This window comes from Priestia sp. VA7 (assembly GCF_055710015.1).
Window position 1 is genome coordinate 774920 of record NZ_JBVQPN010000004.1, and the last position, 21729, is coordinate 796648.

At 38.7% G+C, this 21729-nt stretch carries 18 protein-coding genes and 2 pseudogenes; 7 read left to right on the forward strand and 13 right to left on the reverse strand.

Going from position 1 to position 21729, the window contains the following annotated elements; genetic code table 11:
- Positions 1-37: 37 nt before the first annotated feature.
- The 10 genes from AC0C45_RS21785 to pxpA form a co-directional block, all read right to left on the reverse strand.
- On the reverse strand, positions 38-1339 hold the full coding sequence (locus AC0C45_RS21785; protein WP_472928781.1) for a coiled-coil domain-containing protein: 1302 nt from the start codon (positions 1337-1339) through the stop codon (positions 38-40).
- A gap of 588 nt (positions 1340-1927) precedes the next feature.
- The gene (locus tag AC0C45_RS21790) at positions 1928-2737 is read right to left on the reverse strand and encodes a uroporphyrinogen-III synthase (protein ID WP_237894084.1); all 810 of its coding nucleotides are present in this window, start codon (positions 2735-2737) and stop codon (positions 1928-1930) included.
- Positions 2738-2764: 27 nt separating this feature from the next.
- Positions 2765-3529 (reverse strand): IclR family transcriptional regulator, encoded by a 765-nt coding sequence (locus AC0C45_RS21795; protein ID WP_016764243.1) that lies wholly within the window; start codon positions 3527-3529, stop codon positions 2765-2767.
- 131 nt (positions 3530-3660) lie between these two features.
- On the reverse strand, positions 3661-5025 hold the full coding sequence (gene accC, locus AC0C45_RS21800; protein ID WP_034651859.1) for an acetyl-CoA carboxylase biotin carboxylase subunit: 1365 nt from the start codon (positions 5023-5025) through the stop codon (positions 3661-3663).
- A gap of 28 nt (positions 5026-5053) precedes the next feature.
- Positions 5054-5515, reverse strand: a complete 462-nt coding sequence (gene accB, locus AC0C45_RS21805; RefSeq protein WP_171777211.1) for an acetyl-CoA carboxylase biotin carboxyl carrier protein — start codon at positions 5513-5515, stop codon at positions 5054-5056.
- Between the two features lie 22 nt (positions 5516-5537).
- Positions 5538-6533 carry a 5-oxoprolinase subunit C family protein gene (locus AC0C45_RS21810; protein WP_047933246.1) on the reverse strand — a complete coding sequence of 332 codons (996 nt, stop codon included), beginning with the start codon at positions 6531-6533 and terminating at the stop codon, positions 5538-5540.
- Positions 6530-7285, reverse strand: a complete 756-nt coding sequence (pxpB, locus tag AC0C45_RS21815) for a 5-oxoprolinase subunit PxpB (protein ID WP_047933248.1) — start codon at positions 7283-7285, stop codon at positions 6530-6532. The genes AC0C45_RS21810 and pxpB overlap by 4 nt, the downstream gene beginning before the upstream one ends.
- Positions 7286-7302: 17 nt before the next feature.
- Positions 7303-8094, reverse strand: a complete 792-nt coding sequence (locus AC0C45_RS21820; RefSeq protein ID WP_047933250.1) for a putative hydro-lyase — start codon at positions 8092-8094, stop codon at positions 7303-7305.
- 52 nt (positions 8095-8146) lie between these two features.
- Positions 8147-9310 (reverse strand): NRAMP family divalent metal transporter, encoded by a 1164-nt coding sequence (locus AC0C45_RS21825; RefSeq protein ID WP_472928803.1) that lies wholly within the window; start codon positions 9308-9310, stop codon positions 8147-8149.
- Positions 9311-9409: 99 nt separating this feature from the next.
- A complete protein-coding gene (pxpA, locus tag AC0C45_RS21830; RefSeq protein ID WP_047933253.1) occupies positions 9410-10171 on the reverse strand; it encodes a 5-oxoprolinase subunit PxpA in 762 nt (253 codons plus the stop codon).
- A gap of 394 nt (positions 10172-10565) precedes the next feature.
- On the opposite strand from pxpA, the gene AC0C45_RS21835 reads away from it, so the two are divergent.
- A complete protein-coding gene (locus tag AC0C45_RS21835; RefSeq protein WP_047933255.1) occupies positions 10566-12161 on the forward strand; it encodes an alpha-amylase family glycosyl hydrolase in 1596 nt (531 codons plus the stop codon).
- A 344-nt stretch (positions 12162-12505) separates the two neighbouring features.
- Here AC0C45_RS21835 and psiE read toward each other — a convergent pair whose 3' ends face one another.
- Complete coding sequence (psiE, locus tag AC0C45_RS21840; protein ID WP_016764251.1) at positions 12506-12925, reverse strand: phosphate-starvation-inducible protein PsiE; 420 nt, start codon at positions 12923-12925, stop codon at positions 12506-12508.
- Positions 12926-13008: 83 nt separating this feature from the next.
- Positions 13009-13598, reverse strand: a pseudogene (locus AC0C45_RS21845) (helix-turn-helix domain-containing protein); the annotation flags it as partial.
- 447 nt (positions 13599-14045) lie between these two features.
- Between AC0C45_RS21845 and AC0C45_RS21850 the strand changes: the two are divergent.
- Entirely contained in the window at positions 14046-14630 is a 585-nt protein-coding gene (locus tag AC0C45_RS21850; protein WP_171777199.1) for a YitT family protein, read from the forward strand.
- 535 nt (positions 14631-15165) lie between these two features.
- A complete protein-coding gene (locus AC0C45_RS21855; protein ID WP_171777198.1) occupies positions 15166-16515 on the forward strand; it encodes an NAD(P)/FAD-dependent oxidoreductase in 1350 nt (449 codons plus the stop codon).
- 660 nt (positions 16516-17175) lie between these two features.
- On the opposite strand, the gene AC0C45_RS21860 is transcribed toward AC0C45_RS21855, so the two are convergent.
- A complete protein-coding gene (locus AC0C45_RS21860) occupies positions 17176-17793 on the reverse strand; it encodes a hypothetical protein (RefSeq protein WP_280169111.1) in 618 nt (205 codons plus the stop codon).
- A gap of 267 nt (positions 17794-18060) precedes the next feature.
- On the opposite strand from AC0C45_RS21860, the gene AC0C45_RS21865 reads away from it, so the two are divergent.
- From AC0C45_RS21865 to AC0C45_RS21880, 4 genes and pseudogenes are all read left to right on the forward strand, one after another.
- Positions 18061-18384, forward strand: coding sequence for an ArsR/SmtB family transcription factor (locus AC0C45_RS21865; RefSeq protein WP_241097307.1), 324 nt, complete (start codon positions 18061-18063; stop codon positions 18382-18384).
- A gap of 20 nt (positions 18385-18404) precedes the next feature.
- A complete protein-coding gene (locus AC0C45_RS21870) occupies positions 18405-19370 on the forward strand; it encodes a TIGR03571 family LLM class oxidoreductase (RefSeq protein WP_080967582.1) in 966 nt (321 codons plus the stop codon).
- Between the two features lie 17 nt (positions 19371-19387).
- A pseudogene (locus AC0C45_RS21875) lies at positions 19388-20356 on the forward strand (LLM class flavin-dependent oxidoreductase).
- Positions 20357-20512: 156 nt separating this feature from the next.
- The gene (locus AC0C45_RS21880) at positions 20513-21538 is read left to right on the forward strand and encodes an LLM class flavin-dependent oxidoreductase (protein ID WP_047933267.1); all 1026 of its coding nucleotides are present in this window, start codon (positions 20513-20515) and stop codon (positions 21536-21538) included.
- The last annotated feature ends 191 nt before the right edge of the window (positions 21539-21729 follow it).

A 21729-nucleotide genomic window follows, 5' to 3' on the forward strand; every position in this document is an offset into this window, starting at 1 on the left:
ACATCCAATTTGAATGTTTTCTTTTTACTATACCCTATTAAATACGAACTACGCGTCCGTTGAATTTTTGTTTCCAGTAGCCGCTGCTCATGTTTGCAATTGCAACACCTGTTGAGCTTTGAGCACCGATGAACTTGCCGCCTCCTACATAAATACCAACGTGGCCGTCTTTTTTATATGTATCGAAGAAAACAAGATCGCCAGGCTGCATTTGACTGGAAGACACCTGCGTTCCAGCATGCTTTAACGTTTCTGTGCTTACAGATCCAAGAGGTCCAAGGTTAACACCTACTTGAGAATATGCCCAGTGTACAAATGACGAGCAGTCAAATAAACCGTGGTTAATATCAGATTGACTTCGTCCTCCGCCAAATACGTACGCAGAGTTTCCAATCCAGCGGTTTCCTACCGTTACAACATTGCTAGCTTTTGGAGCCGGAGCGCTTGTAGGTGCAACATCATTGCTGCTTGCTTTTGGTGCTGCTTTAGGAGAAGGCGAATCGGCTTTTTCTGATGGTGCCGCCGCTGCTTTTTGGGCTTGTTCGGCTGCTTTTCTTGCTGCTTCTTCCGCCGCTTTTTGGTCTTTAATATTTTGTTCAAGCGTAGACTGTTCATTCGCAAGAGAGCTGTCTTTTGATTGTAGAGAAGCTTTTAGTTCTTCATTTTTTGCTTCTTTATCTTTTAGTTCTTTTGCCAACGCATCTTTTTGTTTCTTTTGAGCTGCCAGCTGGACAGTCATTTCATCCAGTTCTGCCTTCATATCTTCTAAGCTAGCAAGCTTAGATTTAACATCTGCTTGTTTTGTTTTTAGTTCGTCTTGCATATTTTTAGTTTCTGTTAAAATACCGCGGTCTGCATCTACAATAGTCGAAACAGCTAGCGCGCGGTCTACAAAATCACCAAAACTTGAAGAACCAAGTAAAACTTGTAAATACTCTACGTTACCGCCGCTTTCTTGCATGGAACGTGCACGATCTTTTAAAATATCATTTCGCTTTTCAAGTTTTTCTTGAAGCAGCTTAATTTCTTTTTCAAGCTGGTCTACTTGTTTAGACGTTTCTTTAATATCCGCTTCTGTTTTTTGGGCTTTTTTATTATTTTCTTCTTCTGCTAATGTTAATCGCTCAAGCTGTGCTTTCATTTGATCTTGTTCTGCTTGAAGGCGTGTTAATTCATCAGAAGCTGCTTTGATGTTAGATTGCACATCTTGACGCTGATTTTGAATTTGAGATTTTTGTGATTCCATATCCTGAATGGTAGAGGCATATGCTGGGGTTGATAAAACTCCTCCTAGACCTAATAAAACCGTTGTATTAAGTAAAAGCATTTTCTTTTTCAATATGAATTCCTCCGCTTTCTCGCTCTGTTAAACTAGTAATTTCTAATTATGTATCAATATGTATAAAAGTCTTACAATTTATGTAAATTTCACTGTATTTGTCGATAAATAGCTAAATATGCTAATGAAAATCTACGAAAATTATACCACGATAAGCGTTCAAAAAAAGAATAACAATATTACAATTGTATTTCAGTAATGTAACATTTAACGCTTGTGTACATATTCACTTCTTACCTGCAAAAATATACCTTTATTTACCCATCAAAATAAACAATCTACTAGACTTTACATAGCACTGTTTTTAACCTCTGGAAGTAGGTGATTACCATTTTTAAAGCTGGACGAATGTAAGTTATGCCTAAAGTGAACGTAACAACTCTTTAACATATTCGTCTATTTTTACCCTTTATCTGCTATTTTTACAATATTTGAAAATGATTTCCTGGAATAATAATAAATTTATTTCTATTCGATATTTGAAGAAGTTCAAAAAGAGGGCAATAGGCAATTTCAAAACAATATTCGACAAGATATGAATGAAGTCATACAAAAAACCTTCTCGCTGTGAGGCGAGAAGGTTTTTTGTTACTCACGCTGCTGATAATAGTGTTCTAAAGCTACAATTGCGCTTCCCATTCGCTCTTGATCAGGAATAACAATACGATCTACTCCTTCTTCTTTTAAAGCAGCAGCGGTTACTTTCCCAACGGCCACAGCTACTACAGAGCTTTCGAAGAGTTCTCGAATTCGATCAGCTTGCCCATATTCTCTCGCAAACGAAAATAAAAATCGGGCTTGGGGAGCACTTGTGAAATTAACTGCATCGATTTTCCCGCTTATTAGTTCGTTTATAAGCTGTTCCATGACTTCTGCTTTTGGAGGAATATGCTGATACGGTAAAATCTCTTTAAATTGGGCTTTTTGATTCGAAAGAAAGTCAATCAATTTTGGTGCAGGATCTCCGTGAAGCTGAAGCGCTACATGCTTTTCTCCAAAAGAAAACGAATGAAGCGCTCTGACGAGTCCTGCGGTACTTCCATCATCATCTCGAACGGTTGGAGTAACGCCTAGCTTTTTTAACATATTTACGGTTTTATACCCGCGTGCAGCAATATTAGCTGCTTGTAAAGAAGAAAGGAATTCGTCGGCCAGCCCTAGCTTATCTGCCGTTTTATAAAGAATTTCTGTACCGACTCCTGTCGTGAAAATAAACCAATCATAATTTCCTTTTACCAGTTCTTTAATATCTGCCTCTAAGTGTGTGTCATCTAAAAGAATGGTTCCTTGCGCAGGTCGTACAAGCGGGGTTCCGCCAAGATTTTTAACAATTTTACTGATTTCTTCTACTTTACGCTGACCTACAAGTGCGACTGTTTTTCCTTCTAATCGTTTCAATGGTCTACCTCCATTTTTCTATGTATGCTATTTTAATGATCCTTGATAACCGAGTTTTTCAGAAATTAGACTCGCCGCTTCTGTTACTTTTTGAATAATGAACGGCAGTCGTTCTCCTTGAAATCTCGCTTCAATTCCCGCTACGCTAATGCCTGCAACCACTTCATTTTGATGATTTACAATCGGCGCGCTTACAGATGTTGTAAAGTTCTCTAATTCAGAGGTGCTAATGGTATACCCTTTTTCTTTTGCTTCTTTTAATACATTTCTTAGCTTCTTTTGATCTGTAATGGTTCCAATACCTATTGGAGCTAGCTCCGTTTGAATAATATATTCCTCTTGTTCTTTTTCGGGTAAATGCGCCAAGATAATGCGTGAACAAGCTCCTGCATAAAGAGGTGAACGCCTTCCAATTGATGTATAGAGACGCACCGGATGAAGCGTATCTACTTTTTCAATATACATAGCTTCATTCCCATCTCGTACAATTAAATTAACCGCTTCTTCTACTTCATCTCGGAGCGTTTCCATTACGGGCTTCGCCACACTTCTAATATCTAAACGATTAGCCACTAGCTGACCAAATTGCAAGAATAAAAGTCCTAGTGAATAGTATCCTTGCGCGTCTTTTGTTAAAAATCCCATCTCTTCAAGCGAACCAACCATCCGGTGCAAAGAAGTTTTCGGAACGCCTGAATATTCCATCATTTCTGTGAAGGTCAGCTTAGGGTGCTTGATAAAAAGTGTGAGAATCTGCATAGATTTAACGACTGTTTTATTGTTAGCTTGCATAAAACCTTCTCCCTTATTTGTGCCAATACATATATTTGATAGACGTATAGCTTACTAGCTAATCATATGTTCTTTTTATTATACATGAAGAAAAAAAGGAAAGCACTCCCTTATAAGAGCACTTTCCTTTCTTACACCATTTCTAGTTCTTTAATGGAAATAGGATTACTTTCTAGAAATTTGGTTGTAAAATCCCCTTCTTTAAAAGAAGGATGGTTCAGTAATTCTAAATGAAAAGGAATGGTTGTATGAATACCTATAATAATAAATTCTTCGAGCGCGCGTTTCATCCGTTGAATCGCTTCATTTCGATCTTTACCCGTTACAATTAATTTTGCCACCATTGAATCATAAAATGGGGAAATTTCATAGCCTGGGTAAACCGCGCTGTCTACACGAACGCCGTATCCGCCAGGAGGTAAATACATCTCGACTTTTCCAGGAGAAGGCATAAAGTTTTTAGCTGGATTTTCTGCATTGATCCGGCACTCAATTGCCCATCCTTTTAACTGAACATCTCTCTGAGCAAATGATAGCGGGTAGCCTGCTGCGACCGAAATTTGTTCTTTAATTAAGTCGATGTTTGTTACAAGTTCTGTAACAGGGTGTTCAACTTGAATCCGTGTGTTCATTTCCATAAAGTAAAAATGTCCGTGCTTATCTAATAGAAACTCCACCGTTCCCACACCTGTATAATCGACTGCTTTAGCTGCCGAGACTGCCGCCTTGCCCATTTTCGCACGAAGGTTTTCATCTACCGCAGGAGACGGAGCTTCTTCTACCAATTTTTGATGACGGCGTTGAATCGAACAATCTCGTTCACCTAAATGAACCACATTCCCTTCTTCATCAGCAATGATTTGAATTTCGATGTGTTTTGGCTCTTCTAGGTACTTTTCAAGATATACGCCGCCGTTTCCAAAGGCTGTTTCTGCTTCATGCTGAGCTTGACGAATCGCTTTTTCTAGCTCCTCTTCGCTATGAGCCAGCCGCATTCCTTTTCCGCCGCCGCCCGCTGTAGCTTTTACAATGATTGGATAGCCTATTTCTCTTGCTACTGGAATAGCGGTGCTGCTATCTTCAATCAGTCCTTCTGTGCCAGGTACAATAGGCACGCCTGCTTGTTTCATTGTTTCTCTTGCTACAGCTTTTGCTCCCATTTTACGGATGGCTTCTGCTTTTGGACCAATAAAGGTAATGTCATAGGATTCACACATCTCAGCAAAATCAGCATTTTCAGCTAGAAATCCATAGCCGGGATGAACAGCGTCTGCCTTGGTTACTTGCGCTACGGTAAGCAGATTACGAATATTTAAGTAGCTTTCTTTAGAAGACGTTTTACCAATACAAAATGACTCATCTGCTAGCTTCACGTGAAGTGCATCTTTGTCTGCTTCTGAATAAACCGCTACGGTTGCTATTCCCATCTCTTTACAAGCTCGAATGATACGAACTGCAATCTCTCCGCGGTTTGCGATTAAGACCTTTTTAAACATAATGACTCCTCCTGACAGTATGTATACTTTAGTATGTTTTTACAGTAAATAGAGGCTGACCAAACTCAACAACATCTCCGTCTTTCACAAGAATTTCAAGTACTTCTCCTTCTATTCCTGCATCTACTTCGTTAAACAGCTTCATCGCTTCAATCACACACACAACATCTTTACGTTCAACTGTTTGTCCTACTTGAACAAAGGGATCGGCGTCTGCTTCTGGCTTGGCGTAAAACGTTCCCACCATTGGTGATAAAATTTGCTTTTCATTGTTTTCTGGTGAGTTTACATACATAGAATCTTGAGGCGCTTGCTCAGCGGCAGCGGCTTTCACTTCCTCCGTTTTTACTTCTGTAACAGCTGTGCCTTCTAAAGGAATTCCCGCTTTATCAATGACAACTTTCGTCCCTTCATGTTCAATATGGAGCTTTTGAATACCAGATTCATTCATTAATGAAACAACTTCTTGCAATTCACGTACGTTTATCATTTTTAGTCACTCCCGTTTTGTGTTATTTAGTTGACGCAAGGTTAATAGCAATCTTCAATTCTTGAAGCAGCTGTTCTTTTTCTAAATAGATTTTTTCTGCTTCATGAAGCAAAATGTGAGAAAAGTAAATGGATTCCCCGGGCTTTATTTGAGCTAAAAGCGGTAAATCCGCTGTGATGACTTGAGCGATTTTAGGGTATCCCCCCGTGGTTTGACGGTCTGCTAACAGGATAATAGGATTTCCATCTGGCGGGACTTGAACAGAACCTTGTGAGACGGCTTCAGACAATAGCTCTTTTTTTTCTTGAAGCTGAAGAGAAGGTCCATCCATTCGATAGCCCATTCGATCTGATTGATTCGATACTTTAAAGGGCTCTTTCATAAAATGACTTTTACTTTCAGCTGTAAATAAATCAAATTGACTGCCATTCATAACACGGACACTTGGTTTCTTTGTAAAATGAACAAATTCTTTATAATTTACAGACCATGAAGAAGTATATACTCCGTTTATCAGTTCATTGGAAAGAAAAGTAGGCTTCGAAGCAGCAGGAGCTGACAGCGGTAAAACATCGTCTGTTTGTAATGCTCTTCCTTTGTAGCCCCCAATTTCGCCTCTCAAATACGTGCTTTTACTATTTAACACTTCATCAATAGCAAATCCTCCGGCTACAGATAGATAGGAACGACAACCGGTTTTGCAAGGTCCAAATGATAAAGTGCTTCCTTTTGGAATAAATAAAGGTTTCCACATCGGGACTGGCTTTCCATTGACCGAAGGAGTTAAATCTCCTCCCGTGATTGCTACTAGACAATCACTTTCTATTTCAAGGGTAGGCCCCATCAGCGTAACCTCAAGTCCCGCTTCTTTTTCATCGTTACCAACTAATAAATTAGCAATTCGGAGGGAATAAGAGTCCATTGCTCCGCTTACAATCACACCGTGCTGCTGAAATCCTCTTCTTCCTAAATCTTGAATGCTCGTTAATAACCCGGCTTTATTAACTCTTATACTCATTTTTCACCCTCCTTTGCCTGTAGTTCTTGATACTCTTCTTTAGAGATAGGTTTGAATTTCACGATATCTCCTGCTTGAAGCAAACTTGGCGGATTTTGCTCCGGCAAAAACAGTTTAATAGGCGTTTGACCAATTAATTGCCATCCTCCGGGAGTGGAAATAGGGTACACCCCTGTTTGCATTCCTGCAATACCAACCGAACCGGCAGGAATAGAGGTGCGAGGAGATGGCCGGCGAGGCGTAGCGATTTTCTCAGATAATCCTCCGAGAAACGGAAATCCAGGAGCAAATCCAATCATGTACGCTAAATATTCGCCTTCAGAATGAATACTAATTACCTCTTCAGGTGTTATGTTATGATGACGAGCGACATATTCAAGATCAGGTCCATACTCTCCTCCGTAGCAAACTGGAATAGAAACCGTACGATGGTTTAACTCTTTTTCTGTCTGTTCGTTTTCTAGTTTACTTTGAATGATAGAAGATACTACTTTAAAAGGAGAAACAAACTCCTTCTTCTGCTTTTTTCCCACGGCCGCTACAACTTCAGGAGGGTTGTAAAAAATTGTAAGATTTGTAAATGCCGGCACGCATTCAACAAACCCAGGGAAAGGGTTTAATTCGATCGAATCTTTACACGTTTTAATTTGTTTGTGAATGTCGTACTGAATACTATCTCCAAACGTTATTACAAGCGCTGAGTCGCCAAGCGGAGAAATAACAGCCGATGCTTTTGTTACAGTTTGATTCATATCTACACCTCTTTCTTTTATAAAACACCTAGTTTTTCATCTCGAATATCTGTAATAAACATATGCCCCGGAGCATGTGTAATCATAATAGAAGGTTTTGTTTCCATTGCTACTGCTTGAGGGGTTACACCACAAGCCCAAAATACGGGCACTTCCCCTTCCTTAATCGAAACAGCATCGCCAAAATCCGGAGAGTGAAGGTCTTCAATGCCTATCGCAGCGGGATCTCCAATGTGAACAGGCCCCCCGTGCACAGCTGGAAAACGTGAAGTTACTTGGGCTGCCCGCACTACGTCTTGCTGAGGAATTGGACGCATACTAACTACCGTCGATCCGTGGAATATTCCCGCTTCAGCGCATGAAATATTTGTTTTATACATAGGGACATTACAATTTTCTTCAATGTGACGAACACGTATGTCGTTGTTTAAAAGCGCGTGTTCAAATGTAAAGCTGCAGCCGATAAGAAAAGCTACCATGTCTTCTGTCCAGTAATCTGTGATATCGGTTACTTCTTTTACTAGTTCCCCATTTTCATAGATTCGATACTTGGGAATGTCTGTACGAATATCTCCCGATGGAGCAGCAAACTTTGGCACCGGAGATCCAGCGTCTGTGACATCTAAGATCGGACACGATTTAGGGTTACGCTGACAGAATAATAGAAAGTCAAAGGCTTGTTGCTTTGGTAAAATAGCTAAATTAGCTTGAGCATAGCCGTTTGCCATGCCTGCTGTTGGTTGAATAAGCTGATTGTTACGGATTTGCTGACGAAGTTCAGCTGGAGTTAGTTGTGAAAGGGTTGTCATATTTCTCTCTCCTATCATTGCCCACACGCAACTTACGTGCGGGCACATTGTTTTATTTAAATAATTGAGGAAGTTGATCCATTAACGTATAGCCGCCCATTAAAGCCATTACAATAACGACAAGTACACCAGAAATGGTAAGCCATAAAGGATGTTTATACTCGCCAACGATGCTTTTTTTGTATGCAGCAACCAGTAACGTCCCAAGAGCGATCGGCAGAATTAATCCATTGATTGCTCCAACTAAAAGAAGAACTTTTACAGGTTTTCCAATTAAGACAAACGACAGAGTTGAAATAATAATAAATCCAATAATAATCCAATTTGAGTTTTTATTAATTTTTTCACTAAACGTTTGAATAAACGAAACAGATGTATAAGCAGCTCCCACTACAGACGTAATAGCGGCAGACCACATAACAATACCAAAGATTTTATAACCGACGTTTCCTGCTGCAAGCTGAAACACGGATGCTGGAGGATTGGCTGGGTCAATTTGTAATCCTTTAGACACAACGCCAAGTACAGCTAAAAACAAAGCGATTCGCATAACGGAAGTAATGAGAATGCCTGTTACAGAACTTTTGGTTACTTGAGGTAAAGAATCAATGCCTTTTACCCCAGCATCTAGAAGACGATGTCCGCCGGCAAAGGTAATGTATCCACCGACAGTTCCTCCAACAAGCGTAACGATTGCAATGATATCGATTTGATCAGGTTTAATAGATTTCACGACAGCTTCTCCAACGGGAGGTGAAGTGGTAGCTGCTACATATAGCATCAGCCCAATCATGACAAAACCAGCAATTTGCGTGAAGCGATCCATTGCTTTTCCAGCTTCCTTTACAACAAAGATTAGCACGGCAATAACTGCACTAATTGCAGCTCCGGCTGTTGGAGAAATACCCGTAATCGCATTTAATCCAAGACCGGCACCGGCAATATTTCCAATATTAAATGCAAGTCCTCCAATTACAATTAAAATAGCGAGCACGTATCCTAATCCGGGAAATACCATGTTGGCGATTTCTTGTCCGCGTTTTTCAGAAACGGCAATAATTCTCCATACGTTGGTTTGAGCAAAGATATCAAGAATAATTGAAATTAAAATAACGAATCCGAAGCTTGCCGCTAAATTTTGTGTGAATACGGTAGTTTGAGTTAAAAAGCCTGGTCCAATAGCCGATGTGGCCATTAAAAAAGCGGCTCCAAGCATTAACGTCCAGTTTACTTTAGGCGCAGCCGAAAGCTTTTGTTGAGGTGTTGATTTTTTTATTGGCTCCAATATCATCTTCCTCCTGATTGTATGTAGTTTTTATTGTGAAATAGCCTTAACTACCACTTCTGATGCTCGTAAAGAACGGTTGACATGACGGGCAAATTCAAGTGCGTGAGCTCCGTCTCCATGGATGCAAATCGTATCTGCCTGCAATTCTACATCCTTACCTTGCTGAGATTTTACCTTCCCTTCTTTCACCATTGTAATAACTTGAGAAACAGCTTCGTCGTCATTTTCAATTAAAGCATTTGGTTCTGTACGAGCAGTGAGAGAACCGTCTAACTGATAGGTACGGTCTGCAAATACTTCGTTAGCCGTTTTTAAACCAATTTTGTTACCTGCTTGAATCAGCTCACTTCCAGATAACCCAAATAAAATCAGCTCAGGATTTACGTTATAAACAGCTTTTGCTATTGCTTCAGACAAGGCTTTATTTTTAGCAGCCATGTTATATAGTGCACCATGAGGCTTTACATGCTGCATCAATACCCCTTCCGCTTGCAAAAAACCGTTTAATGCACCAATTTGATAGACTATGATATCGTAGGCTTCCTGAGGTGAAATATTCATATTTCTTCGTCCGAAACCGATAAGGTCCTGCAAACCAGGATGAGCACCAATTTGCACCTGTTTTTCAGTAGCTAATTTTACCGTTTTTCTCATGACGCTCGGATCCCCTGCATGAAATCCACAGGCTACGTTTACAGACGTCACATACTCTAAAATTGCTTCATCATTGCCAATGCGATAAGCACCAAAGCTTTCCCCTAAATCACAGTTTAAATCCACTTTACTCAATGCGTTCTTCCCCCTTAAACCCTTTAATGTAAGCGTAATCATTTGCAGATAGTAAGGAAAATCCAAGCTATATTATCTGCATCAATACTTGAAGTTCCGTTTTACGGAACTAAAGTACCGTTTTTCAGTTATATTTGGATTTTAGCACGAGATGATGAATTGAACAACAACATTGTCAGAATATTTGACATAGTCATTATTTTTACTTGGATAATACTCCCTTATTTTATTGGTGTTTTCTATCTATAGCCTTAATATAATGCAGCCGCTTAATGCCATTGGACACAGTAAATAACTAGGTTGTCAGAATAATTACTAGTTCAAAATAATCAAAATAAAATTTTCGTTGTAATCGCTTTCAACGAGGTGCTATATTTCAATTGTAGTCAAATTTATGCAAACGATTGCAAAAAAAGGGGATGAAACGATGAAAGGAAAAAAATGGACAGCTTTAGCTCTAACACTGCCGCTGGCTGCTAGCTTATCAACAGGCGTTCACGCCGAAACCGTACATAAAGGTAAATCTCCAACAGCAGATAAAAACGGTGTATTTTATGAGGTGTATGTAAACTCTTTTTACGATGCAAATAAAGATGGACATGGTGATTTAAAAGGTCTTACACAAAAGTTGGATTATTTAAATGATGGCAATTCTCATACAAAGAATGATCTTCAAGTAAACGGGATTTGGATGATGCCGGTCAACCCTTCTCCCAGCTATCATAAATATGATGTAACGGACTATTATAATATTGATCCGCAGTATGGAAATCTGCAAGATTTTCGCAAACTGATGAAAGAAGCAGATAAACGAGATGTAAAAGTCATTATGGACCTCGTTGTGAATCATACGAGCAGTGAACACCCTTGGTTTCAAGCTGCATTAAAAGATAAAAACAGCAAGTACAGAGATTACTATATCTGGGCTGATAAAAATACCGACTTGAATGAAAAAGGATCTTGGGGACAGCAAGTATGGCATAAAGCTCCAAACGGAGAGTATTTTTACGGAACGTTTTGGGAAGGAATGCCGGACTTAAATTACGATAATCCTGAAGTAAGAAAAGAAATGATTAACGTAGGAAAGTTTTGGCTAAAGCAAGGAGTTGATGGGTTCCGTCTAGATGCTGCGCTTCATATTTTTAAAGGCCAAACACCTGAAGGCGCTAAGAAAAATCTCCTGTGGTGGAATGAATTTAGAGATGCAATGAAAAAGGAAAACCCTAACGTATATCTAACGGGTGAAGTATGGGATCAACCGGAAGTAGTAGCTCCTTACTATCAATCGCTTGATTCTTTATTTAACTTTGATTTAGCAGGAAAGATTGTAAACTCTGTAAAATCAGGAAATGATCAAGGAATCGCGACTGCAGCAGCGGCAACGGATGAACTGTTCAAATCATACAATCCAAATAAAATTGACGGTATTTTCTTAACCAACCATGACCAAAATCGCGTCATGAGTGAGCTAAGCGGCGATGTGAATAAAGCAAAGTCAGCTGCCTCTATCTTACTTACGCTTCCTGGCAACCCGTATATTTATTACGGTGAAGAAATTGGCATGACCGGTGAAAAGCCTGATGAGTTAATCCGTGAACCGTTCCGCTGGTACGAAGGAAACGGACTTGGACAAACCAGCTGGGAAACACCTGTATATAACAAAGGCGGCAACGGCGTGTCTGTAGAAGCACAAACAAAACAAAAGGACTCTTTGTTAAATCATTACCGTGAAATGATTCGCGTGCGTCAGCAGCACGAAGAGTTAGTAAAAGGAACGCTTCAATCTATTTCAGTAGACAGTAAAGAAGTCGTTGCCTATAGCCGCACGTATAAAGGCAAATCGATTAGCGTGTATCATAATATTTCAAATCAACCGGTAAAAGTATCTGTAGCAGCAAAAGGTAAATTGATTTTTGCTAGTGAAAAAGGTGCTAAGAAAGTCAAAAATCAGCTTGTGATTCCGGCGAATACAACGGTTTTAATAAAATAATTAAAAACACCTCTACGTGATTATCTGGTAATCACGTAGAGGTGTTTTTCACATAGAAAGAATAAAAAAGCGTCACAGTTTTTTGTTCTTTCTATGTGAAAAATGCAGCATTTCTCGTCAGAAAGTGTAAACAGTGAAACTTTAATAATATATAGTGTGTTAAATCTTTCTTTCATGATTCAAGGGTGAGGTTTTGTTTTCCAGCTTTATTAGTTTACATAAGATAAATTTTCGGAAGTGAATTATGTATATAAATCTATAGCGCATAGATTCCCTTGAAAGCCTTTGTACTGGTATTTTTCACAAAAATGCAAAAAAAGATATCCTATTTTTAAAAGGCGCAATTATAGTTTTTCTTTTTGTTTTGATGAAAACTTTATAATGGCGTAACTGATAGTTAACACAAGAATAGCGCAAGTGTGCAAAAGTGTATTAACTGGGTTATCGTGCTCTACAATAACCAGACGTATCAATGCAGTAATGCCAATATAAAGAAAGTAGCGTAGAGGAAAGTGATAATTCTCCTGAAAATATTTTACGATCATTGCAATGAATTCAAAATACAAAAAGAAAACTAAGATACTTTCAAGAATTTTGTAGTGAGTCTCAATTCCTCGATTAAAAATAGAGAAATGAATGAAATGGAAAATTTCCTTACCAAGCAAAACGGATAAAGTAACAGCTAGTAAAATCAATGCTGTATTTAAGATAAGCCGGAGAACGTGTGAAACCTTAAAGTTCGGTCTTTTGTTTTGTTGTATCATCAATATGCCTCCTACATACATAGCCTCTTTACTTTATTATATCTCCTATTTTAGATTTATCGCTAGCTGGTACAAATTGTTTCGTCGAGGTAGAACGTTTCAGACTTTAGCGAGGAATGAAACGATTCAATGGAGGCATTATCTGCGGGTGTCCCTTTACGGGACATACTCATAGTAATGCCTCTTTCTTTAATTTTTTGTTGATAGAGATGCGATGTGTACACAGATCCTTGGTCACTATGCAACATACATCCTTTAGGTAAAAAAGGAAGTTGGCTTAACGTATCTAAGACAAATTCTACATTTTGGTGATCACCAATCGGATATGCAATGATTTCCCCATTTACGTTCACTACGATTGCTGGGACCACTTCCTCTCCAATTCCTTGTACTTTTTTAAGATCTCAATCTGTTGTGTTAAATACCGGTTTTCTGCTTTCAATTTGGACATTTCGTCTTTAAATCTAGGTCCCTTTCCGTATGAATACTGCTTGCCTACAGGCTATTCAAATCGATGCATTTCTCCATTTTTATACCATCTCATCCACCTTTTTAATTGGGTGTAACTGCGAATATTTAATTAGGAAAGCACTTCTTTGACAGGTATACCAGCTAATCTCATCTCAATAGCTTTTATCTTTATCTCTGCTGGATAACTAACTCTTGTCCCCATGAAAAAAACACCTCCAAGTGATTGTTAGGTAGTATATACCCGTTTTTTAACTTAAAGGTGTTTTTTATTTGTCTCACTATTAGGGGTCAGTCCCCCTACTGCCGCAAGGGTTCTTTTTTGATGTGTGTTCCGGAAAGAGTGATTATGTTAACTAAGGTTGTATATCATATACAGCTTAAAAACAGAAAAAGTCTACCTCTTCCCAGTCAAAAGAGGTAGACTTTTTCTGTTTCATGAATGGTAATCAATAGTTAGCTGATATTGCAGAACGTCTTGAGTAGTTTGCTCAAATGATAAAAAAATATTCAATTTAGGCAATTACCTAATAAAGAATGAAAACATATAAGGCAGCCAAAAAGCTCTTAGAATAATTTTTTCTAAGAGCTTTATCGATAAAAAAACATTCATGAGAGCTAGCTAAAGCTTATACATATAGTAAGAGATAATTTGACTAAAAAGGTGATTATTATTTTTCGAAAAATACCGGTTGTTCTTGTCGGAAGCTTATTATTAAGTATAGGAATTAATGGATTTTTAGTTCCTCATTATTTGTTGGATGGAGGGACAATTGGAATTGCTCTTATCCTTCACTATTATTTTGAATTTCCCACAGGTGTAACGATGATTATTTTGGGCTTCCCATTATGTTGGTTTGCTTGGGTTTATGAAAGAACTTATTTTTATAATAGTTTTTATGGGTTAGTTATTTCTTCTTTATTGATTGATTGGCTAGAGCCTATTAAAGACCAGTTTCAACTTTCTGTTTTTCCTAGTGTGATCTTTGGAGGAGTATGTATTGGAACGGGGATTGGTCTTATGCTTCGATACGAGACAAGCACTGGAGGAACAGATTTACTAGCCCAACTACTATCAAAAGCTTTTTCTTTGAACATAGGAATCGTCATTTTAATTATAGATGGTTTTATCATAACAGCAGGTCTTCCTTTATTAGGACCTAAAACGTTTCTTTTTTCATGTTCGACAATTTTTATAGGTGGAATGACGACTTCGTTACTTACTAAAAAAGAATAATTTGGATTATAAAATGAGTATCTTCTATCCTCCGCTTTTTGCCCCTTCTTGATCTTTATAAATTTAAAAGGCCCTTACAACAACTTTGAGATTAACTAAAGGGTTTTTTTTATGGTTGGTTCCTAGAGAAGACATTATGGTAACTAGAGATACTTGTTTTATAACATATGATTTATGTCAATTTAAATTTTAATAAAGTTGACATAAACTATATATTTCATGCAAACTAGTAAAGGCAACCAAAAAAGGGGGGATTATTTGAAAGTAAGAAACTGGGATACTCGTACAAGTTTTCATCATGGGGATTCCACTCGCACAAGCCATTAAAATCAGCTTAATCTATATTCCTGGTGACCTTATAGAGGCTCTTTTAGCCTCATATCTCGTATACAAACTTCGCAAATCGCCAGTACTGTATCATGTCATTTTTAAAAAGCGCAAGTCATAATAGTGCCTTGCTTCTTACAAAAAGATAGGTTCAAAGACAGTTATATTTGTAAGGAATAGTTATAGTGAAAGTAAGGAGAATTAAAATATGTATGATATCACAATTGTTGGCTCAGGTGTAAGCAGTATCTTTTTGGCTTACACCTTGTTACAAAGCGATCAAAAGATTTTAATCCTCGAAAAAGGAAAACCATTGGAACAAAGAGATTGTGCATCAGATCACGGTGAACCATGTCATTGTGACTTATGTGAAAAATATTTTGGCTTTGCCGGCTTAGGAAAGTCCGAAGGGAAATTTAATTATACGAGTAACTTCGGCGGAGAGTTGGCACAAAAGATAGGGAAAGAACATGCCATGCAAGCGATGGGAGAAGTGGATGACATTCTCTGCTTGTTTGGAGGTAAAGAAATTGCAAAGTATTCTACAGTAGATGCCCATCTTGCAAAGAAAGCTCAATCATGTGGATTACAGATGTTAACAACAGAAGTGAGACACTTAGGCACTTCTCTTTCAACACAAATTTTTCAGAGAATGTATGACATGCTGTCTCGCAAGATTGAAATTCGATTTGAGGTAGATATCACAGAGATAAAAAAAGAGGCGCATTCTTTTATAATTACTACAAATCAGGGAATGGTACACTCTCATAAAATCGTACTTGCGACAGGTCGTTCCGGTACAGAATGGTTACAAAGACAATGTTCTATGCTAGGTGTCAAACAAGGGACAACCCGATTAGATTTAGGCGTGCGAGTGGAGATGAAAGAGCAGCAGCTTCGTTCTATCTTGCAAGATACCTTTGAGACCAAACTTTCTTATACACATGAAGATCTTGTGTCTACCACATATTGTATGAATCCACGAGGAAGAATTGTGCGTAAACATCAAGAAGGATTTGTTATGCCCGATGGTCAAAACTTTCGGGAGAAAGCGAACGGCACTTCTAATCTAAATTTCACTTTATTCACTTCCCGTTACTTCTCTACTCTTGTGGATGCCAATGCGCATGCACAAAAAGTGATTGGAAGCATTAATGACAACAGAGAGCGCATTATTGTGCAACGTTTAGGAGATTTACGGGCAGGTCAGCCGACAACAGTGAAACAGATGGAGGTCAATCGTATTTTTCCTACCCTGCAAGCAGAGTGTGGAGATCTCACTGCACACGTCCCTTCCCTATATATACATATTTTGCAGGAATTTCTACAGTGCCTAGAAGCATTTATCGGCGAAACAATTGATGAGGATACACTACTCTACGGGATGGACGGGAAGTTTTATTCTCCTATCATAGAAACAACTACACATTTTGAAACGAATGTATCTGGTTTGTATCTCGTTGGAGATTGTTCAGGTATTACACACTCTTTATCACAGGCGTCGGCAAGTGGAATCTATGTAGGACACCACCTATGTGATAGTGGTAGTCACAGGTAAACAGAATGGGTATTAGAAAACTGTTGGGTTCTGTGCTTATTCTTTATAGGCAGGGTCTTAAGGAACCTACCCTAATATTGATTTAGTCTAGAAAAAGCAAATTTATAGCATTAAGTCATTATTTATATAAAACAGCCTACATTCTAAGTGTTTAATACAAAGAATTTAGGCTGTTTCTTAAAAATCGTAAATATTTAATGATTACTTTCACTAGGAATAAAATTAACTTCAAGGTACATAAATTTAATGAGTTAATATTAAGTGTTTTATCATTTATAGTTATCAGCGACAAATGGTTCGTTTCCTTTCTTATCATATACCATTCTATCTTCTGCTTCTATTTTAAGAAATTGTTTTATTCATGATAACCTAACGGAAAAATTAGAAGCATTTAACGCTAACATGTTTTTAATAAGATAAATAGAATTGAGAATACAAAAATAATGTATTTTACTTATAACAGTGAATAGATAAACTATATTATAAAAATTGTAGTTTTACCATTTATACTTATTAACGACAAATATTCTCTGTCTCCACTGCAATTTGATCCAACTAAAAATCGTATAAATCATGACCCTGTTGAAACCATGTGCTCCCATGTCTAATAACTCAGCTAAATGATCAGCATAATATCTGATGACTTCAGCCATTACCCTTTCAAAAGGTAAATAATAAAATATCATGTTTTTCCTCTCCATAGTAACTCACTTCAAATAGGTTGGTTTTAGAATATATGTGGTCAAAGGATGCATTTTCTTGCAAACTTCTTTTCCAATAATATATTCTATATTTTTCAACTACTCCTCCAAGCTGACTTCTTATTAACCCCAGTTGATCCAAGATATGTTGCATCCAAAGTGCCCTAGTATGGTCAACTATTCGAATATGAGGAGGACACACAGTTTTATTTTGCAGTGATGATATGTCAATTAGCCTTTCTATTCTAATATCTTTCCAGGCATCACAATCCAAAAAAAGAATACTTTTTGAACATTTCATGTCTTCCTGCCCTGTTCCAGCACATAATTTATGTTGAATCTCATCATTTTCCTCTATAAATTCCTGTGCACTTCTACACTTGTTAATCCATTTTACAATATCATCCTGAGAGGGTTTATTAGCTCCCCTCTTTGACTCAATAAAGACTGCTTCAAAACGTTGTTTACAAGGATCCCAAAACGAAGCAACAGAATCCATAGATATTGTATCGTCATCTATAACATCATCTTCATCAGAAGTTTCTTCACCTCTCCTTTTAAAGTCTTGATTTTTCAAAGCTAACAACCCGAACCATTTAAAAAATGGGCAAAATAATCCTCATCTCTCCGACACCAGTTCTCTAAGCTAATTTGTGTAGTTCCTTTAAAGCCGTTTCCTAGCCTTGCCTAAAGCATAAAATTTGATTTTGTGTATAAAGGAAAATAATATAGATATATCGGGAATTATCAATATCCTTTTGTTCGATTGGTTTGTACGCATTCAAGGCAAAATAGATTTTAATAAGATCAGAAAGGGCGGACACCGTTGAATCGGGAATCAAATATGATAAATGACGAACAGGCAGTTGAAATTTTCAAGGCTCTGTCAAATCAAATCAGAGTAAATATTCTGCAAATGTTGAAAGAACCGGATAATAATTTTCCCCCGCAGGCCCATGTCATCAAAGAAAAGGGCTTTGATGGCGGGGTTTGTGTTAGTGATATTCGTAGCAAAGTAGGACTATCACAGTCTACTACCTCCCAGTATTTGTCTATCCTATTACAAAGCGGGATGGTGGAAATGAAACGAATCGGACAATGGACTTATTATCGACGCAATGAGGAAACCATTAAACAGCTTGAAAAATATATAGGCTTAAAAATATAACCTTTTAAGGAGGACCAAGAGTGAGTTTTCAAAATCATCGTGCCTATAACAGCATGTATCAGAAAGACAAAATGACACTCGGATTTATCCTCCCGACTGCCAGGATGTCTAAAGATCCGATTATGGAGAATCAGCTGGAGCTTGCCCGTAAAATTGAGGAATATGGCTTTGCTTCATTATGGCTCCGTGATATTACGATGCAGAATTTGAATATTGATGATAACGGCCAAAAGTACGATTTATGGATTTATTTGACGTATCTTGCTGCCTATACAAAACACATTGCGTTAGTGACAGGAAGTGTAGTTCTCCCTTTGCGCCACCCTGTCAGGGTAGCCAAGGAAGCTGCATCAATTGATCAATTGTTTCCAGGTCGATTGATTATGGGAGTGGCATCAGGGGACAGGGAAAAAGACTTTACAGCTTTAGGGATGTTTAAGCAAGAAAGCGGTTCGTTATTTAAAGAAAATTTCGAAATTCTCGACCGGCTGTTAAAAGAGGATCAGCCGACAATCCACAGCCACGCCGGGCTGATCGATGGTACAGATATGAGGTTAATCCCAAAGCCTGTATCTTCGATTCCGACCATGGTAACTGGATTTAGCAATCAGTCTATCAATTGGATAGCTAGGAACGGGGATGGGTGGCTTCAATACCCAAGAAGCATTATTCAACAGGAGCAGCTTATCCAGGATTATCGTGCTTTAACTGAAGTTCATGCTCCAGGAGATTTTAAACCCTTCTCTCAAAGCTTGTTCATCAATTTATTGGAAAATCCCGATGAAACGCCTGTCCCCATACCCTTAGGCTATTCCGTGGGAAGAAACCGTTTAATTGATTTACTGCATCAATTTCAAGCGATTGGTGTCAACCATTTGGCGTTTGTTCTGTATTTTTCCAAGCGTCCTTCAGAGGAAGTAATCCAGGAACTTGGAGAATTTGTTTTACCCTACTTTCCAACCCATAAAGGTACAGTCCAGCTTTAAAAAAAGGAAGAAGAATTATGACAAAGAAAATAGAACTTTCAGTACTAGATCCCTCCCCAATTGTCGAGGGAGGATCAGCCAAACTTTCTCTTCAAAACACGTTTGATTTAGCAAAGAAAACAGAGCAGTGGGGATATAAACGGTTTTGACTTGCTGAACATCATAATTGGGCAGGAATGGCGAGTTCAGCATCCTCGATAGTAATTGGACGAGTGGCTTCTGTCACGGAAAAAATGCATATTGAATCAGGCGCAATGCTACTTTCCCATTATTCTCCTCTTTCCGTGGCTGAGCACTTTGGAACATTAGAAACCTTCTTCCCTGGCCGGATCGACTTTAGATTGGGGCGGGCAGCGGGTTGCTGGTGAACCTGAATTTGATGCCCGGCTTGAGGAGCTTATCGCATATCTTTATGGTACAGGAACAGCCACTAAGAATGGTTCATTTAGCTTTCACGCCATTCCCGGCGAAAAAACAAATGTGCCAATTTGGCTGTTAGGTTCAGGATTTTATAGTGCACAATTAGCCGGAATACTTGGGTTACCGTTCTCTTTCGCGGGACATTTTGCTCCAGGTAACATGATGGAGGCCATAAAGCTGTACCGGGATTATTTTCGTCCGTCTCAATTTTTGGAGGAGCTTTATGTACTGTTAGCCGTTCAAGTGGTGGCTGATGGTGAGAAACGGGAGGCACAAAGGCTTGCCACTTCGATGTATCAAAAATTTCTTTTGTTAACCCGCGGATAGCCTTCACCCATTTTGCCTCCTGTTGATAATATGGACGATCTTTGGAACGATAATGAGCGCAGGGCGGTTAAAGAACAGCTTTTCGCTTCCATCATCGGGACCCTGCAAATATGAAGCAGCGACTCCATGAGTTAATAGAAAAGACTGATGCTGATGAAATTATGGCTCATACAGAGATTTTTGATCATAAGGCACGGCTACGCTCTTATGAAATTCTGGCTCAGGCTACAGTAAATTAAACAGTGTCTAGTCTAATAAAGGATGTATTTTCTGCAGATATTAAATCAGTTAAATTAATGTAATTTAGATTGAAGCAGTAAAAGAAGACAAAGAAAACAGCCTGTAAATTCTTTTATAGGTTTGAAACGGAATTTTTAAAGAAAGAAGATGAGCATATGCCTGAAAATGATTCAAAACAAATTACGGATATTCCATTCTCAATCCTAGATCTCTCTCCAATTGCAGATGGAAGTACGCCGGCTGATTCTTTTCGCAATACTTTGGAGCTGGCCCGGCTCGCTGAAAAGCTGGGGTATAACCGATATTGGCTCGCTGAGCATCATAATATGCCATTTATCGCCAGCTCTGCAACATCGGTAGTCATTTCCCATGTTGCAGCAGGCACATCAAAAATTCGGGTAGGTTCAGGGGGCATTATGCTACCGAATCATGCACCTCTTGTTATTGCTGAGCAATTCGGTACTCTGGAATCATTATATCCAGGACGTATTGATCTTGGCTTGGGCCGTGCACCAGGCACTGATCAGCTTACCGCACGTGCATTAAGACGTGACTTGAGAAGTTTAGGAGAAGATTTCCCAGAGCAGCTGGCTGAGCTCCGGAATTACTTTGACCCTTCCCTGGCACAAGGATATAGTCATGTTAAAGCAATTCCAGGTGAAGGATTAAACATACCTATTTGGCTGTTAGGTTCAAGCGGATACAGTGCTCAGCTGGCAGGAGAGCTTGGGCTGCCGTTTGCATTTGCGAGCCATTTCTCGCCGCATAACACACTGCCGGCTATCCAGCTGTACCGCCGTTCGTTTAAGCCTTCTAAAGTACTGGACAAGCCGCATGCAATGGTAGGGCTAAACATCATTGCGGCTGACACAGATCAAGAAGCTGAGCGGCTCGCTACAACATTGCAGCAGCAGTTCTTAAATTTGATGCGCGGGAAGGAAGTCCCATTGCAGCCGCCAGTGGATAATATTAATGATATAGCGAGCGACTATGAAATAGCTGCCCTTGAGAATCAATTAGGAACTTCGATTGTCGGCAGTCCTCAAATCGTAAAAGAAAAGCTGGAAAAGTTTCTGGATGAAAGTCAAGCCGATGAAATCATGGCAATCGCCCAGGTTTATGATCATAAGGCCCGCCTCCATTCCTATGAAATATTGGCAGAAATTACTCAGCTAAAATAGGTCAAAACTGGACGAGCCTTATGGCAAGCTTTTAATGTATCTCCATAAATTTTTTGTATAGAATATAAAAAAGTGCCGGTCAAAGAAATTTTTGTAGTCTATGTTATCCAGTTGCTCAATAGCAAAACCCTTTAAATTACTTTAACACCTTGTAATAGATTTAAATATCTCATCCGCAAACGAACGTATAG